General features: G+C 65.6%; 13 protein-coding genes. 5 read left to right on the top strand and 8 right to left on the bottom strand.

Annotation, left to right across the window (positions count from 1 at the left end):
• The first annotated feature begins 240 nt into the window (after positions 1-240).
• Positions 241-720, top strand: coding sequence for a toll/interleukin-1 receptor domain-containing protein (locus tag FW760_RS14980; RefSeq protein WP_054916177.1), 480 nt, complete (start codon positions 241-243; stop codon positions 718-720).
• A gap of 67 nt (positions 721-787) precedes the next feature.
• Here the strand turns inward: FW760_RS14980 and motB are convergent, their stop codons facing one another.
• Entirely contained in the window at positions 788-1,804 is a 1,017-nt protein-coding gene (gene motB, locus FW760_RS14975; protein WP_043863547.1) for a flagellar motor protein MotB, read from the bottom strand.
• 3 nt (positions 1,805-1,807) lie between these two features.
• A complete protein-coding gene (gene motA, locus FW760_RS14970) occupies positions 1,808-2,659 on the bottom strand; it encodes a flagellar motor stator protein MotA (RefSeq protein WP_043863548.1) in 852 nt (283 codons plus the stop codon).
• A 148-nt stretch (positions 2,660-2,807) separates the two neighbouring features.
• Between motA and FW760_RS14965 the strand changes: the two genes are divergently transcribed.
• Genes FW760_RS14965 through asd form a run of 3 tightly spaced genes read left to right on the top strand, consistent with a single transcriptional unit; the run spans position 2,808 to position 6,057 of the window.
• Positions 2,808-4,328, top strand: coding sequence for an HDOD domain-containing protein (locus tag FW760_RS14965; protein WP_315406042.1), 1,521 nt, complete (start codon positions 2,808-2,810; stop codon positions 4,326-4,328).
• Between the two features lie 46 nt (positions 4,329-4,374).
• On the top strand, positions 4,375-5,181 hold the full coding sequence (locus tag FW760_RS14960; RefSeq protein WP_043863550.1) for a rhodanese-like domain-containing protein: 807 nt from the start codon (positions 4,375-4,377) through the stop codon (positions 5,179-5,181).
• A gap of 9 nt (positions 5,182-5,190) precedes the next feature.
• Entirely contained in the window at positions 5,191-6,057 is an 867-nt protein-coding gene (gene asd / locus FW760_RS14955; RefSeq protein WP_043863551.1) for an archaetidylserine decarboxylase, read from the top strand.
• 153 nt (positions 6,058-6,210) lie between these two features.
• Here the strand turns inward: asd and serB are convergent, their stop codons facing one another.
• Entirely contained in the window at positions 6,211-7,425 is a 1,215-nt protein-coding gene (gene serB, locus FW760_RS14950) for a phosphoserine phosphatase SerB (protein WP_043863552.1), read from the bottom strand.
• A gap of 135 nt (positions 7,426-7,560) precedes the next feature.
• On the opposite strand from serB, the gene FW760_RS14945 reads away from it, so the two are divergent.
• A complete protein-coding gene (locus FW760_RS14945) occupies positions 7,561-9,054 on the top strand; it encodes a HAMP domain-containing protein (protein WP_116052580.1) in 1,494 nt (497 codons plus the stop codon).
• Between the two features lie 69 nt (positions 9,055-9,123).
• On the opposite strand, the gene FW760_RS14940 is transcribed toward FW760_RS14945, so the two are convergent.
• From FW760_RS14940 to parE, 5 genes are all read right to left on the bottom strand, one after another.
• Positions 9,124-9,834: a PqiC family protein gene (locus tag FW760_RS14940; RefSeq protein WP_043863554.1), complete on the bottom strand. Its 711-nt coding sequence runs from the start codon at positions 9,832-9,834 to the stop codon at positions 9,124-9,126.
• Between the two features lie 172 nt (positions 9,835-10,006).
• Positions 10,007-12,271 (bottom strand): DNA topoisomerase IV subunit A, encoded by a 2,265-nt coding sequence (gene parC, locus FW760_RS14935; protein WP_043863555.1) that lies wholly within the window; start codon positions 12,269-12,271, stop codon positions 10,007-10,009.
• A 10-nt stretch (positions 12,272-12,281) separates the two neighbouring features.
• The gene (locus FW760_RS14930; protein WP_043863556.1) at positions 12,282-12,800 is read right to left on the bottom strand and encodes a retropepsin-like aspartic protease family protein; all 519 of its coding nucleotides are present in this window, start codon (positions 12,798-12,800) and stop codon (positions 12,282-12,284) included.
• Positions 12,797-13,783, bottom strand: a complete 987-nt coding sequence (locus tag FW760_RS14925; RefSeq protein ID WP_116052577.1) for an esterase-like activity of phytase family protein — start codon at positions 13,781-13,783, stop codon at positions 12,797-12,799. The genes FW760_RS14930 and FW760_RS14925 overlap by 4 nt, the downstream gene beginning before the upstream one ends.
• Positions 13,780-15,684 (bottom strand): DNA topoisomerase IV subunit B, encoded by a 1,905-nt coding sequence (gene parE / locus FW760_RS14920; protein WP_043863558.1) that lies wholly within the window; start codon positions 15,682-15,684, stop codon positions 13,780-13,782. The genes FW760_RS14925 and parE overlap by 4 nt, the downstream gene beginning before the upstream one ends.

The raw sequence follows: 15,684 nt of genomic DNA, 5'->3' as shown, positions 1-15,684 counted from the left end.
GCGGCAAAAGTATGATTGGGAAGGGGCCTACAGGGAATAGGGAAATTCCGAAGATTCGCCTTACGCGGACACCTGTAGGAGCCGGCCTTGCCGGCGAAGGCGTCAGTTGTCGCAACACATTTGTAGGCCTTTTCACCCAGGCATGTAGTCCACATCCTGATTCAATCCCACGCCTTGCACCACGCGTCGTAATCATCAAAGGTATCCCGCACCAGATTTGCGCCCACCAGGGACCTCCGGATGCCAGTCTCACTCCTCTACTGCCGCAACGACCTGGCCGCCGCCATGGCCATCGGCGAGCACCTGCGCCTCGAGGGCCTGGCCACCTGCCTGGAGGCCATCGACCCCCAGGCCGACGATGCCTGCACCCTCACCACCCTCATCAGCCGCAGCCTGCACGGCTGCACCCACCTGATCGTGCTGGTGTCGGGCAACACCTGCGGCGCCTGGTGGGTGCCCTTCGCCCTGGGCGCCGCAGCGCTGGCCGACCGACGGGTCGCCACGTTCCAGCTGGGCGAGCCGGCCAGCCCCACCTACCTGGGCGAACTGCCGGCCATGGCGCAAGCCGCCGACCTGGACCTGTTCGTCAGCGCTTACCGCCTGGAACACACCCTTGGCCGCGCCCTCAACCTGCCCACGCAGGCCGCACCCGGCGACAATCGCTGCAATGCCCAGCACTTCCAGGCCGAGCTCAAGGCCAGCATCGGTCGCGGCTACTGAAATGCCGAACCCCACACAGCACAACGCCCGCACGGATCACTCCATGCGGGCGTTGTCGGCTGCCGGCTCACTGCGGCTTGTTGGGCTCGTCCATCTTCAACACGCCATCCTCGAAGATGTTCAGCTTCTCGCGCAGTTCACGCGGCTGCATCGGCTCGGGCTCAGGCGTCGGTGCCGCAGCGCCCGGCGCAGGTGCCGCACCCGGCTGGGCTGCGTCCGGCGGCGTCGGCGAGGTCTGTTCGCCCTCGATGGTGCGCTGGGCCTTCTTGGTCAGCACGATGATGTCGATACGACGGTTCACCGGGTTGAGCGGGTTCTCGCGGTCGAACAGCGACGACGATGCATACCCCACCACCCGCGCCACCTGGGCATCCGGATAGCCACCGGCCACCAGCGCCCGACGCGCCGCGTTGGCACGGTTGGCCGACAGCTCCCAGTTGCCGTAATCACCGGTGCCGGCGTAGGGTTTGGCATCGGTGTGGCCGCTGATGCTGATCTTGTTCGGCACCGCCTTGATGGTGTCGGCCATCGCCAGCAGGATGTCCTCGAAGTACGGCTGCAGGCGCGCACTGCCCAGGTCGAACATAGGCCGGTTCTCGGCGTCCATGATCTGGATGCGCAGGCCGTCCTGGGTGATCTCGAACAGGATCTGGTCCTTGAACTTCTGCAGTTGCGGGTTCTCTTCGACCTTGTTCTGCAGCTCCTGCAGCACCAGGTTCAAGCGGTCTTTCTCGACCTGCTCGGCCATGCTCTCGACCGCGTCCTTGTCCAGCTGGATGCTGGTGTCAGGCGTCGGCTCGGACTGCACTTCAGGGTTGATGGTCTTTTCCGGGGCCAGCTCCGGCGAGCCGCCCAGGTCGATGATGTACGGGGTGCCACTCTCGGAGAACCCGATGGGGTCCTTGAAGTAGCCGGCAATCGCGATCTTCTGCTCGGGCGTGGCGGTGGACAGCAGCCACAGCACAAGGAAGAACGCCATCATCGCCGTGGCGAAGTCGGCGAACGCGATTTTCCAGGCGCCGCCGTGATGGCCGCCGCCGAAGCGCTTTACGCGCTTGATGATGATCGGCTGATTGTTTTCCATGGATCAGCGACCGCGAACTGCTTGTTCCAGCTCGGCAAAGCTTGGACGGTGCTTGGGGAACAGCACCTTGCGACCGAACTCCACCGCCAGCGATGGCGGCATGCCGGAGGCCGACGCCACCAGTGCGGCCTTGATCGCCTCGTACACGTTGACCTCTTCCTTGGCGTCGTGGGCCAGGGAGGTGGCCAGCGGGCCGAAGAAGCCGTAGGCCGCCAGAATACCGAAGAAGGTACCCACCAGCGCCGCACCCACGTGCAAGCCGATGGACTTCTGGTCGCCCTCGCCCAGCGAGGCCATGGTCACCACGATACCCAGTACCGCCGCCACGATACCGAAGCCGGGCATGCCGTCGGCGATGCCGGTCACGGCATGGGACGGGTGGTCGAGCTCTTCCTTCATGCTCAGCAGTTCCATGTCGAACAGGCCTTCGAGCTCGTGCGGGGCCATGTTGCCGGTGGACATGATGCGCAGGTAATCGCAGATGTACGCGGTCATGCGCTCATCCTTGAGTACCGCCGGGTACTTGGCGAAGATCGGGCTGGCCGCGGCGTCTTCGATATCGCCCTCGATCGCCATCATGCCTTCGCGCCGGCTCTTGTTGAGGATCTCGTAGATCAGGCCCAGCACTTCTATATAGAAGGTGTGCGAGAAGCGCGAGCCGAACATGCTCAGCGACTTCTTGATCACGTGCATGGTCATGTAGCCGGGGTTGGCCTGCAGGAACGCACCAAAGGCGGCACCGCCGATGATCAGCACCTCGAAAGGCTGAATCAGGGCCGCGATCTTGCCGTGAGAAAGAACGTATCCGCCAAGCACGCTCGCGAATACGACAATGATGCCGATAATTTTAGCCATAGATTGGAAGCACTTACTGTCGTGGTCAGGGTCGGGGGCGGAAGTTCGTAAAACTCTTCTTCTACTTATCGGCAGTTCTGCGCCAGACTATAGCCAGTCAAGGCGAAAAGCCAGTTCGGCCACCTCCCAGCATGCCTAGTGAACTCACGTGCCAACTCAAATTCCAAAGACCCTAGACGCCTGGATCAAACTGCTCGACAGCGTGCAACTGCCGGTGCCGCTGGACAGTCACGAGCGGGTAAAAGCCGCCATCGGCGACAGCCGCCGCTCGCTGCGTGACATCGCCGATCTGATGCAGGACAGCCCCGCGCTGGTGCTCAGCGTGATGCGCGAAGCCAACCGGCATACCCACGCCAGCATGGCCGAGCCGGCCGAAAGCCTGGAAATCGCCCTCAACCGGCTTGGCCTCAAGCGCGCCGAAGAACTGCTGCTGCGCCTGCCCACCGCGCCGCCGGCGCAGATCCCCAAGGCCCTGCGCCACCTGCAGATGATCAGCCTGCATGCCAGCCAGCAGGCCAGCGGCCTGTTCGCCAGCCAACTGGCACGGCTGTGGCAGGAGATCCACTGGGGCAGCCTGCTGTTCCTCTCGCCGTTGTGGACCCTGGCCCTGGCGCACCCCAAGCTGATCGAGGAATGGGAAGTGCGCGTGGTGCACCGCGGCGAGCCGGCCCTGCGCGTGGAGCGCGAACTGTTCGGTGTACCCCTGCTGGCGCTGTGCCGCGCCCTGGCCGACTACTGGCGCCTGCCCAACTGGGTCACCCAGGGCTACCACGTGCTCAGCGAAGAACGCCGCCTGCTGGTCAAGGTCATGCACATCGCCCGCCTGCACGACAACCCGCTGCGCCAGCAACAGCTGCTGGACGCCGACCCGGCCCTGCGCCGCTGGCTCAACCAGCCGGCCAACACCGTACTGCTGGCCAACGGCCTGGCCCTGGCGGCGCAGCACGCCTGGGACTGCCCGCACAGCCAGCGCTGGCAACGCCTGACCAGCCTGTACCTGCAGGTGCCGCTGAGCGAGGTGCAGCAACAGGTGCACCAGCAGGCCGCCAACAGTGCGCGCCTGCACGCCGACGACGACCTCTACCACCCCGCCGAATCGCTGATCTGGCCGACCGGCTCGCACTACGTACACCGCCGCCTGCGGCCTGCCGACGTGCCCTCGACCGAATCGCTGGGGGCCTGGCGCAAGTACTGCGCCGACCTGCTGGTGGAGCCCAGTGCATTCACCAACGCCATGCACCTGACCACCTACGCCCGCGATGCCCTGGTGGCCTGCGGCATGCAGCGGGTGATGATGCTGATGGCCGACAAGGGCATGACCCACCTGCGCGTGCACCAGATCGCCGGGCTGCCCGCCGAGGCCGGCGGCCTGGTGGTGCCGCTCGCCCAGAGCAAGCTGCTGCAACGCCTGCTGACCCAGTCGGCACAACTGCGCCTGACCCCGGACAACTATGCCCAGTTCGGTGCCCTGCTGCCCGGCACCCTGCGCGTGCTGTTCCGTGGCCAGCACCTGCTGCTGCGCTCGCTGTCGAGCAACGGCAAGGTGGTGATGGTGGTGCTGGCCGACCAGGGCGGCGGCCCGTTCTCGGAGATCAGCGTGCAGGCGTTCGGCAAGACCGCCCAGTGCATCGAGCGCGCCCTCACCGCCTTCAGCAACCGCAGCACCTGACCCATGCGCTACAATCGCCCACTCTGTTCCGATCTGGAGACTCTGGATGACTGACTTTTCCGGCTTGCCCCTGGTGATTGAACCCGCCGACCTGCAAGCCCGCCTGGATGCGCCGGGGCTGATCCTGGTCGACCTGACCAGCACGAAACGCTATGGCAGCGGGCACATTCCCGGTGCGCGCTTCGTCGACCCCAAGCGCACCCAGCTGGGCCAGCCACCGGCGCCCGGGCTGCTGCCGAGCCAAGGCGACCTGGAAAAGCTGTTCGGCGAGCTGGGGCACAACCCGGACGCCGTGTATGTGGTGTATGACGACGAAGGCGGCGGCTGGGCCGGGCGCTTCATCTGGTTGCTGGATGTGATCGGCCATACCCGCTACCACTACCTCGACGGTGGCGCGCTGGGCTGGACCGGCGAGCTCTCGACCGATGTGCCCGCGCCCGCTGCCGGCAGCGTCAGCCTGACCCTGCACGAAGCCCCCACCGCCACCCGCGAATACCTGCAAAGCCGCCTGGGCGCTGCCGACCTGGCGGTCTGGGATGCGCGCAGCCCGCAGGAATACCGGGGCGAGAAAGTGCTGGCCGCCAAGGGCGGACACGTCCCGGGCGCGGTCAACTTCGAGTGGACGGCCGGCATGGACCAGAACGATCACCTGCGCATCCGCAAGGACATGCCCCAGATCCTCGAGCAGCTGGGCATCACCCGCGACAAGGAAGTGATCACCCACTGCCAGACCCACCACCGCTCCGGCTTCACCTATCTTGTGGCCAAACACCTGGGCTACCCACGGGTCAAGGCCTATGCCGGCTCATGGGGCGAATGGGGCAACCACCCCGACACGCCTGTAGAAGTTTAAGGAAATTCAATGAAATCCCGCTTGTTCATCATCAGCCAGTACCTGCTGCCCCACCACCTGCTGTCGCGCCTGGCCGGCTGCGTGGCCGAATGCCGCGTGAAATGGTTCAAGAATGCCTTCACCGCCTGGTTCGCCAAGCGCTACCAGGTCGACATGTCCCAGGCCCAGGTCGAAGACCTGACCGCCTACGAGCACTTCAACGCATTCTTCACCCGCGCGCTCAAGCCGGATGCCCGCCCGCTGGACCAGACCCCGGGGGCGATCCTGTGCCCGGCCGACGGCGCTGTCAGCCAGCTGGGCCCGATCGAGCATGGCCGCATCTTCCAGGCCAAGGGCCACAGCTTCAGCGCCCTTGAGCTGCTGGGCGGCGACCCGGCCAATGCTGCGCCGTTCATGGGCGGCGAATTCGCCACCATCTACCTGTCGCCCAAGGACTACCACCGCGTGCACATGCCGCTGGCCGGTACCCTGCGCGAGATGATCTACGTGCCGGGCCGGCTGTTCTCGGTCAACCAGACCACCGCCGAAAACGTGCCGGAGCTGTTTGCGCGCAACGAGCGCGTGGTGTGCCTGTTCGATACCGAGCGCGGGCCGATGGCCGTGGTGCTGGTGGGCGCGATGATCGTGGCGTCGGTCGAGACGGTATGGGCCGGGCTGGTCACGCCGCCCAAGCGCGAGCTGAAGACCTTCCGCTACGACGAGGCAGCGCGTGCACCGATCCACCTGGAAAAAGGCGCCGAGCTGGGCCGCTTCAAGCTGGGTTCGACGGCTGTGGTGCTGTTCGGGCCAGAGCAGGTGAAGTGGGCCGAATCGCTGGGTGCGGGGTCGGTGGTGAACATGGGCGAATGCCTGGGGTTGCCGGCGCAGCACGCCTGACCCAACAAAAAGCCCGCAGCGATGCGGGCTTTTTTGTGCCTGGCTGTCGGGCCTCATCGCGGGTCAAGCCCGCTCCCACAGGGGCTGCACGGCCTTCTGGAGCGATGGCAAACCTGTGGGAGCGGGCTTGACCCGCGCAGCGGCCCCGCTTTCTCAGTCGCGGCCGTCGCGATCCCTGAAGCCCAGCAGATACAGCACCCCATCCAGCCCCAGCGTCGAGATCGCCTGCTTGGCCGACTGCTTGACCAGCGGCTTGGCCCGGAACGCCACGCCCAGGCCAGCAATCGCCAGCATCGGCAGGTCGTTCGCGCCGTCGCCCACGGCAATCGTCTGCTCCATCTGCAAGCCTTCCTTGCGTGCCAGCTCGGTCAACAGGTCAGCCTTGCGCTGCGCGTCGACAATCGGCTCCACGGCCACGCCGGTCACCTTGCCGTCCACCACTTCCAGCTCGTTGGCAAACACATAGTCGATGCCCAGCTTGGCCTGCAGCTGCTTGGCAAAGTAGGTGAAGCCACCCGACAGGATCGCGGTCTTGTAGCCCAGGCGCTTGAGCTCGGCGAACAGCACCTCGGCGCCCTCGGTCAGGCGCAGCGAAGCACCGATCTCGTCCAGCACGTTGACGTCCAGGCCCTTGAGCAGCGCCAGGCGCTCCTTGAAGCTGGCACGAAAATCCAGCTCGCCACGCATGGCACGCTCGGTGATTTCCGACACCTGCTCGCCCACGCCTGCCGCCTTGGCCAGCTCGTCGATGACCTCGGCCTCGATCAGGGTGGAGTCCATGTCGAACACCGCCAGGCGACGGTTGCGGCGGAACAGCGAGTCCTGCTGGAAGGCGATGTCGACGTTCAGCTCCTGCGCCACGCTGAGGAACTCGGCACGCAGGGCCTGCGGGTCGGCCGGCTCGCCACGCACGGAGAACTCGATGCAGCCCTTGCCCTGGTCGGCCGGGGTGTCCAACGCGATACGACCCGACAGACGGTCGATATGGTCGATGTTCAACCCGTACTGGGCGGTGATGGAGCTCACCCGCTGCAACTGCTCGGCAGTGACCTTGCGCGTCAGCAGGGTCACGATGTGGCGGGCCTTGCCCTGGCCGTCGACCCACTGCTGGTAGTCCTGCTCGGAAACCGGGGTGAAGCGCACCTGCTGGTCCAGCTTGTACCCGGTGAAGAGGATGTCCTTGAGCACGGCGCTGGCCTGCTCGGTGCTGGGGATTTCCACCAGGATGCCGAACGACAGCGTGTCGTGGATGACCGCCTGGCCGATGTCGAGGATGTTCACCCCGCCCTGGGCGAGCACGCCGGTAATGGCCGCGGTGAGACCCGGACGGTCCTCGCCGGTGATGTTAATCAGAACGATTTCGCGCAAAACGGGCTCCGACACAGTGACAAAACGCGCATTCTACCCACTTTCGCAGACCATCGGGCGCAGTCGATACTTTGCCGGCCCATGCCCTGTCGCTATACTGCGCAGCACCTTCTCCGACATAAAGAGCCGCGCTCTGTGAACCGGCCCACGCCAGTTAAAACCGACAATTTCTTCCTACTGATCTTCCGTGCCCTGCGCCAGCGCCGTGTGCCGTTGGCCTTGCGGATCGCCTGCCACAACGTGTTTCTGGTAGCGCTGGCGCTGGTCATCTACGCCGGGGTCATGGGCCTGCAGTTCAAGCAGGCCATGCACGAGCAGGCCGACGCCCTGGGTCAGAGCCTGACCACGCAGACCGCCACGTCTGCCACCGAACTGCTGGTGTCCAACGACATCCTCAGCCTCAACGTGCTGCTCGGCAACCTGGTGAAGAACCCGCTGGTGGCCCATGCCGCCATCTACAGCGTCGACAACCGGATCCTCGCCGAAGCCGGCCAGCGCCCGAAAAACGGCCTGCTGGGCGAGGTCGAGGGCCTGTATCAGACCAAGATCACCTTCCAGGACGTGACGGCCGGGCAACTGCGCATCAGCCTGGACATGAGCCAGTTCCAGCAGCCGCTGACCATCAGCCTGCAGAGCATGGGCATTCTGGCGGCGATCCTGCTGGCCCTGGCCCTGGCCTTGAGCCTGCGCCTGGGGCGCTTCATTTCGACGCCGCTGCTGCAACTGCGGGTGTGGCTGCGCGACCTGGATGCCTACACCCCGGCCACCGACCGCCAGGACGAGATCGGCGACCTGGCGCGCCAGCTGCATTCGCGCTTTGCCCCGCCACCGCCGGAGCCTGAAGCAGAGCCCGAGGAAGAAGACGACTACGACGAACATGAAGCGCAGCCGGCCTTCCAGGTGCGCAACCTGCGCGAGCCGGCGCTGGAGCCCAAGCCGGCGCTGCCCAGGCCTGTAGCGCATGATGAAGACGACGACGAGGCGTTTGCCGACCTGCGCGACGACAGCGATGCCGCGCCGCAGGCTGTAGTACCCGCTGCGCCACGCGAGCCGCAGGCCAGTGCGGTGCTGGCGGTGCAACTGGGCTCCCAGGAGCAACTGCGCCGCCTGCCTCGGGCACGTCTGACCGAACTGCTGGACCGCTACCGCGACTGCCTCGACCAGGCCGCGTCGCTGTATGAAAGCGAAGTGCACACGCTCAACGATGGCAGCACGCTGCTGTTGTTCCACAGCTCGGAAAGCGGCGAGGACTACCTGACCAACGCCATCTGCTGTGGCGAACTGCTGCGTGCCCTGGGGCATGCGTTGCAGGTGGAAGTGGCCGACAGCGGGATTACCCTGCAATTGCAGCTGGGCCTGGCGCTGGGTGAAGACCTGCACGGCCTGAGCCAGATCGACCTGCTGCTGACCGACAAGGCCCAGGATGCCCTGGCGTTGTCGCAACACAGCCGCAACCTGCTGCTGGTGGAGCGCAAGGTCAGTGATGATGCGCTGATTCGCCAGCGTGCCCGCATCCGCCCGATTGCCAGCCCTGAAGGGGCGTGCTGTGTGGAGCGCCTGATGGAGCCGTATCCGTCGATGCTGGAGCGCCAGCTGGCACGGATGCACGAGCGCCAGATCAAGACCTGAGGCCCCGTAGGAGCCGGTTTCAACCGGCCACAAAAAAGCCCGCATCGCTGCGGGCTTTTTTGTGGCCGGTTAAAACCGGAACACTTCCATCTCGGTACGAATCGGTGTCGCCATCGGAATCTTCGGTTTCTCCGGTTCCTTGCGCACCTGCTGTACCGGCGTGGCCTTCTTCGGCTGTTCCTGCACGATCGGCGGCTGATTGGCCAACGGCTTCAACGCCACGCTCAACTGCTCGGCCAGACGCTGCAGCAGTTGCCCCTGCGCCTGTACCTGCGCCGCCGAGCTGCCTTCATGGGGCTGCTCGAAATGCACGATGCGGTTGTCACGCACCTGGCCACGACGATCAAGCAAGCGCCACTGGGCATCGAGGATCGCCGGCTGGCCGACGCCCGAGTCCAGGCGCGTGATCGACAGCAGCACCTGCACATCCGGGTTGAACCCGGTGCTGGCCGGTGCCAGCACCACACGCTGGCTGTCCAGGCGCCAGGCCAGCTGGCGCACCAGCAACTGGTCGATGTCGGCCGACAGGCTGCCCGCCCAGCGACCATCGGTCGCTGCCGTCAGGCTGCCGTCACGCTGGCGTTGCAGCAGGGTTTCGCGTTGCAGGTAGTCGGCCACCGAGACCGGCCCCAGCACCACGGCCATGCCGTTGCTCTGGCCAGGTTGCCCCGGCTCGCCACTGTCGAGCTGATACAGCGCTACCGGCTGGTGCATGCTGCACCCGGCCAAGCCCAGCACGCCACTGAGCAGTAGAACAAATGGAAGGCGCAGAAAAGTCATCATCCCATCCAGGCGGCCGCCACACGGCTTGCCGCAGTGATACTCATGAATACGTCGGGCACACAGCTACGCTGGCACCACAAGGGGCCTATCATCCGCGAAAGTTCCGTGCGACTCCAGTGTTTAAGCCGCAAACGGTCACTAAAATACCCGTTTGCGGCCACCAGGTCGCTTATTCGACGTTTTCCACCAGCAGCGCATCGACCCGCTGGAAGCCGCGCGGCAGCTTGTTGCCACGCCGCCCACGCTCGCCCTTGTAGTGCTCCAGGTCATCGCCCTTGAGCGACAGGGTACGCTTGCCGGCCTGCAATACAAGGGTCGAACCCTCGGGAATCACTGCCAGGTCGGTGACAAATTCTTCACGACTGGCCACGCGGTCGCCCGGAATGCCGATGATCTTGTTGCCCTTGCCCTTGCCCAGCTGTGGCAGGTCACTGATCTTGAACACCAGCAGGCGCCCTTCGGTGGTCACCGCCGCCAGCCAGTCCTGCTCGCGGTTGCCCACCGGGCGCGGCAGGATCACCTTGGCGTTGTTCGGCAGGCTCAACAGGGCCTTGCCGGCCTTGTTCTTGGCCTGCAGGTCTTCGCCCTTGACCACGAAGCCGTAGCCGGCATCGGAGGCAATCACGTACAGGCCGTCATCCTCGGGCATCAGCACGCACTCGAACGAAGCACCGGGCGGCGGGGTCAGGCGACCGGTCAGCGGTTCACCCTGGCCCCGTGCCGACGGCAGGGTATGCGCCGGCACCGAGTAGCTGCGGCCGGTGGAGTCGATGAACACCGCATACTGGTTCGAGCGCCCCGCGGCTGCGGTCTTGAAGCCGTCGCCGGCCTTGTACGAGAGCCCGGTGGCATCGATGTCGTGGCCCTTGGCCGAACGTACCCAGCCCTTCTCGGACAGCACCACCGTGACCTTTTCGTTGGGCAGCAGGTCGTGCTCGGTCATCGCACGGGCTTCGGCGCGCTCGACGATCGGCGAGCGACGGTCGTCGCCATAGGTTTCGGCGTCCTGCAGCAGTTCGGTGCGCACCAGTTTCTTGAGCTTGGCTTCGCTGCCCAGCAGCGCCAGCAGCCTGGCCTGTTCCTTGAGCAGTTCGTCCTGCTCGTTGCGCAGCTTCATCTCTTCCAGACGGGCCAACTGGCGCAGGCGCGTGTCGAGGATGTAGTCGGCCTGGATCTCGCTCAATGCAAAGCGCTCGATCAACCTGGCCCGTGGGTGCTCCTCGGTACGGATGATGTGGATCACTTCATCCAGGTTGAGGTAGGCGATCAGCAAGCCGTCCAACAGGTGCAGGCGACGCTCCACCTTGTCCAGGCGAAACTGCAGGCGACGGCGCACGGTCTGCACGCGGAACTGCAGCCACTCGACCAGCAGCGTGCGCAGGTTCTTCAACTGCGGCTTGCCGTCCAGGCCGATGATGTTGATGTTGACCCGGTAGCTGGACTCAAGGTCAGTACTGGCGAACAGGTGCTGCATCAGCGCTTCGTGGTCGACGCGGCTGTGCACCGGGATGATCACGATGCGGCACGGGTTCTCGTGGTCCGATTCGTCACGCAGGTCGGCCACCTGCGGCGCCTTGGACGGCTTGGCCTGCATCATCGCGGCGATCTGTTCCAGCACCTTGGCGCCCGACACCTGGTGCGGCAGCGCGGTGACCACGATGTCGCCGTCCTCGATGTGGTACACGGCGCGCATGCGCACCGAGCCACGGCCGGTTTCGTAGATTTTCAGCAGGTCGGCGCGCGGGGTGATGATCTCTGCTTCGGTCGGGTAGTCCGGGCCCTGGATGTGCTCGCACAGCTGTTCGACCGTGGCCTTGGGCTCGTCGAGCAGGCGCACGCAGGCGGTGGCCACTTCGCGCAGGTTGTGCGGCGGCACGTCGGTGGCCATGCCCACGGCGATACCGGTGGTGCCATTGAGCAGGATGTTCGGCAAACGTGCCGGCAACACCAGGGGCTCGTCGAGGGTACCGTCGAAGTTCGGGCCCCAGTCCGCAGTGCCCTGGCCCAGCTCGCTGAGCAGCACCTCGGAATAGCGCGACAGGCGCGCTTCGGTGTAGCGCATGGCCGCGAAGGATTTGGGATCGTCCGGCGCACCCCAGTTGCCCTGGCCGTCGACCAGGGTGTAGCGATAGCTGAAGGGCTGCGCCATCAGCACCATGGCTTCATAGCAGGCCGAATCGCCATGCGGGTGGAACTTGCCGAGCACGTCACCGACGGTACGCGCCGATTTCTTGTGCTTGGAATCGGCGTCCAGGCCCAGTTCGCTCATGGCGTAGACGATGCGTCGCTGCACCGGCTTCAAACCGTCGCCGATATGCGGCAGCGCACGGTCCATGATCACGTACATGGAGTAGTTGAGGTAGGCCTGTTCGGTGAAGTCAGCCAGTGACCGGCGCTCTACGCCATCGAGGCTGAGATCAAGGGAGTCGCTCATGCGGGCCTCATCATTTCAAGGTCTGGCGCAGCAGCAAGGTGCCGCCGCGCTGGGTAAATTCGAGTCGTTTCAGGGCACTCATGCCCAGCAGTACCTGCTCGCCGTCCAGCCCCGGCACCACCAGGGCGCGTACGTCGCGCAGCAGAATATCGCCCAGTTGCAGGCTGTCGAGGCGGGTGCGATAGCCCTCGGTACGGCCATTGGCGGTACTCAGGGTCACGGGCGCACCACGCTCCAGGCTGAACTGCCGGGCCAGGCTCTCGGGGATCGCCACGTCGGTGGCGCCAGTATCCAGCAGAAAATGCACGGCCTGGCCGTTGATCAGACCGTCGGCCACAAAATGCCCCTGGCCATTGCCCAGCAGCCGCACCTCGACATAGCCATCGCCGTGCTGCGAGCTGATCTGGCTGTTGGGGTTGGCCTGGCGCTGTTCCCAGTCGCCGAAAAAGCGCGTGGCCAGGAACAGCCCGGCCGCCCACGCCAGCACCAGCATCACCCGGCCGGCACGCTTGCCCGGTGCCTGGCTCACGGTTTGGCGCTCCAGCCGCCCTGGGGCGCTGCAAAGCGCCACACGATCGGGCGGTTTTCACCATCGGCGCGTCGACCGCCGTTGTTGTCCAGGCCTATCCAGGCACCCTTGGCATCGATCACCAGGGCCTCGGCCAGACCGAACGGCTGCGAGTACTGCCGCGATTCGACCAGGGCATCGGCAGCGAACGACCAGCAGCGCTCCACGCTTCCAGTGTCGACATCACGCCGGCAGATACGGTAGGCGTTGCGCTCCAGGGTGAACAGCTTGCCTTCGAACAGCGCCAGGTCGGCAAAATCCCGGGGCCGCTCGCGGGCGTTGGGCATCTGCGCAGGCTGCATCTCGGTGCCGGCCTCGCTGAGCAGCACGCAGCCATCACCGCAGTGCCAGGTGGTCTGCTGGCGATTGATCGAAATCAGCCCGCGGCGCTCGCGCTCGGCGGCCAGCCACAGGCGATCGCCGGCCGGGTTCACGGCGATGCCTTCGAACAATGCATTGAAGTGCAGCAGCATGCCGCTGGCGCGCGCCTGGCGGACCATGCTCGGGTCGATCTTCAGCCAGTTGGGGTCGCCTGCGACCGGTACCTTGAGCACCGCCACATGGGTTTCGCTGACCAGGTAGTGATTGCCTGCGGCATCGCAACTGATGCCTTCGAAATCCAGCTCGCCGCCGCGCACGTAGGACATTGCCCAGTTGCTCGAGCGCAGGCCCCAGGGCAGGCCGCTGTCCGGCACCGGCGGCACCTCCAGGCGAATACCTTCGGCCTGCCACACCGTCTGGGTGGTGTCCAGGCGGTACAGCAGGTCGTCGTCGCGGTCCGAGACGGTCCAGAGCTCGCCGTTGCACAGGGCCAGCCCCGACAGGTTGCCGCCACGCATGCCCTCTACCGGATGCTCGCTCTGCATCGCCAGCTCCGGCCAGGTTTCGGCCAGCGCCGGCACGCCCAGCAGTGACAACAGCGCTGCCAGGCACCGAGCGATCAAGCCAGTACCTCGGCCAGGTTGCCTTTGGACTCCAGCCAGCTCTTGCGGTCGCCCGCACGTTTCTTGGCCAGCAGCATGTCCATGATCTCGCGGGTGCCTTCGAGGTCTTCCAGGGTCAACTGCACCAGGCGCCGGGTGTTCGGGTCCATGGTGGTTTCACGCAGCTGCGGCGGGTTCATCTCGCCCAGGCCCTTGAATCGGGTGACCTGCGGCTTGCCGCGCTTCTTCTCGGCCACCAGGCGGTCGAGGATGCCGTCGCGTTCGGCCTCGTCCAGGGCGTAGTAGATCTCCTTGCCCAGGTCGATGCGGTACAGCGGCGGCATCGCCACGTACACGTGGCCGGCCTCCACCAGCGGGCGGAAGTGCTGCACGAACAGGGCGCAGAGCAAGGTGGCGATGTGCAGGCCGTCGGAGTCGGCGTCGGCCAGGATGCAGATCTTGCCGTAGCGCAGCTGGCTCATGTCGGTGGCACCGGGGTCGACGCCGATGGCCACCGCGATGTTGTGCACTTCCTGACTGGCCAGCACTTCGCCGCCGTCGACTTCCCAGGTGTTGAGGATCTTGCCGCGCAGCGGCAGGATGGCCTGGAACTCCTTGTCGCGCGCCTGCTTGGCCGAACCACCGGCCGAGTCACCCTCGACCAGGAACAGCTCGGCGCGCATCGGGTCCTGCCCGGCGCAGTCGGCCAGCTTGCCTGGCAGTGCCGGGCCCTGGGTCACGCGCTTGCGCTCGACCTTCTTGCTGGCCTTGAGCCGGCGCCCGGCGTTGTTGATCGCCAGTTCCGCCAGTTGCATGCCCACTTCGGGGTGGGCGTTGAGCCACAGGCTGAAGGCATCCTTGACCACGCCGGAAACGAATGCGGCGGCCTCGCGAGACGACAGGCGCTCCTTGGTCTGGCCGGAGAACTGCGGCTCCTGCATCTTCATCGAGAGCACGAAGCTGATGCGCTCCCACACGTCCTCGGGGGCCAGCTTGACCCCGCGCGGCAGCAGGTTGCGGAACTCGCAGAACTCGCGCATGGCATCGAGCAGGCCCTGGCGCAGGCCGTTGACGTGGGTGCCGCCCTGGGCGGTGGGAATCAGGTTGACGTAGCTTTCCTGCACGCTGTCGCCGCCTTCGGGCAACCACAGCAAGGCCCAGTCCACGGCCTCCTTGTTGCCCGCCAGGCTGCCGCAGAACGGCGCGTCGGGCAGGCGCAGGAACTCGCTTACCGAGTCTTCGAGGTACGAGCGCAGGCCGTCCTCGTAATGCCACTCGACCTTCTCGCCGGTGCCTTTGTCCTCGAAGCTGACCAGCAGCCCCGGGCACAGTACGGCCTTGGCCTTGAGCACATGCTTGAGGCGGCTGATGGAAAACTTGGGCGAGTCGAAATACTTGGGATCGGGCGCGAAGTACACGCTGGTACCGGTGTTGCGCTTGCCGACGGTACCGATCACTTCGAGCTCGGTGGCCTTGAAGCCGTCGGCGAAGGTCATCTGGTACTCGTTGCCGTCGCGCTTGACCCGTACCCGTACCTGGTTGGACAGGGCGTTGACCACCGAGATGCCCACCCCGTGCAGGCCGCCGGAGAACTGGTAGTTCTTGTTGGAAAACTTGCCGCCGGCGTGCAGCTTGGTGAGGATCAGCTCGACGCCCGACACGCCCTCTTCGGGGTGGATGTCCACGGGCATGCCGCGACCGTCGTCGGACACTTCCAGCGAATGGTCTGCATGCAGGATGACCTGCACGGTGCGGGCGTGGCCGGCCAGCGCTTCGTCGACGCTGTTGTCGATGACTTCCTGGGCCAGGTGATTGGGCCGGCTGGTGTCGGTGTACATGCCCGGGCGCTTGCGCACCGGGTCAAGGCCGGAGAGGACTTCGATGGCGTCTGCGTTATAGGCGCTAGCGCTGGGATTGGCCAT

The sequence above is a fragment of the Pseudomonas sp. 1176_21 genome, assembly GCF_052850635.1.
The sequence above is the reverse complement of the archived record's forward strand: the minus strand, read 5'-3'. Positions and strand labels throughout refer to the sequence as shown.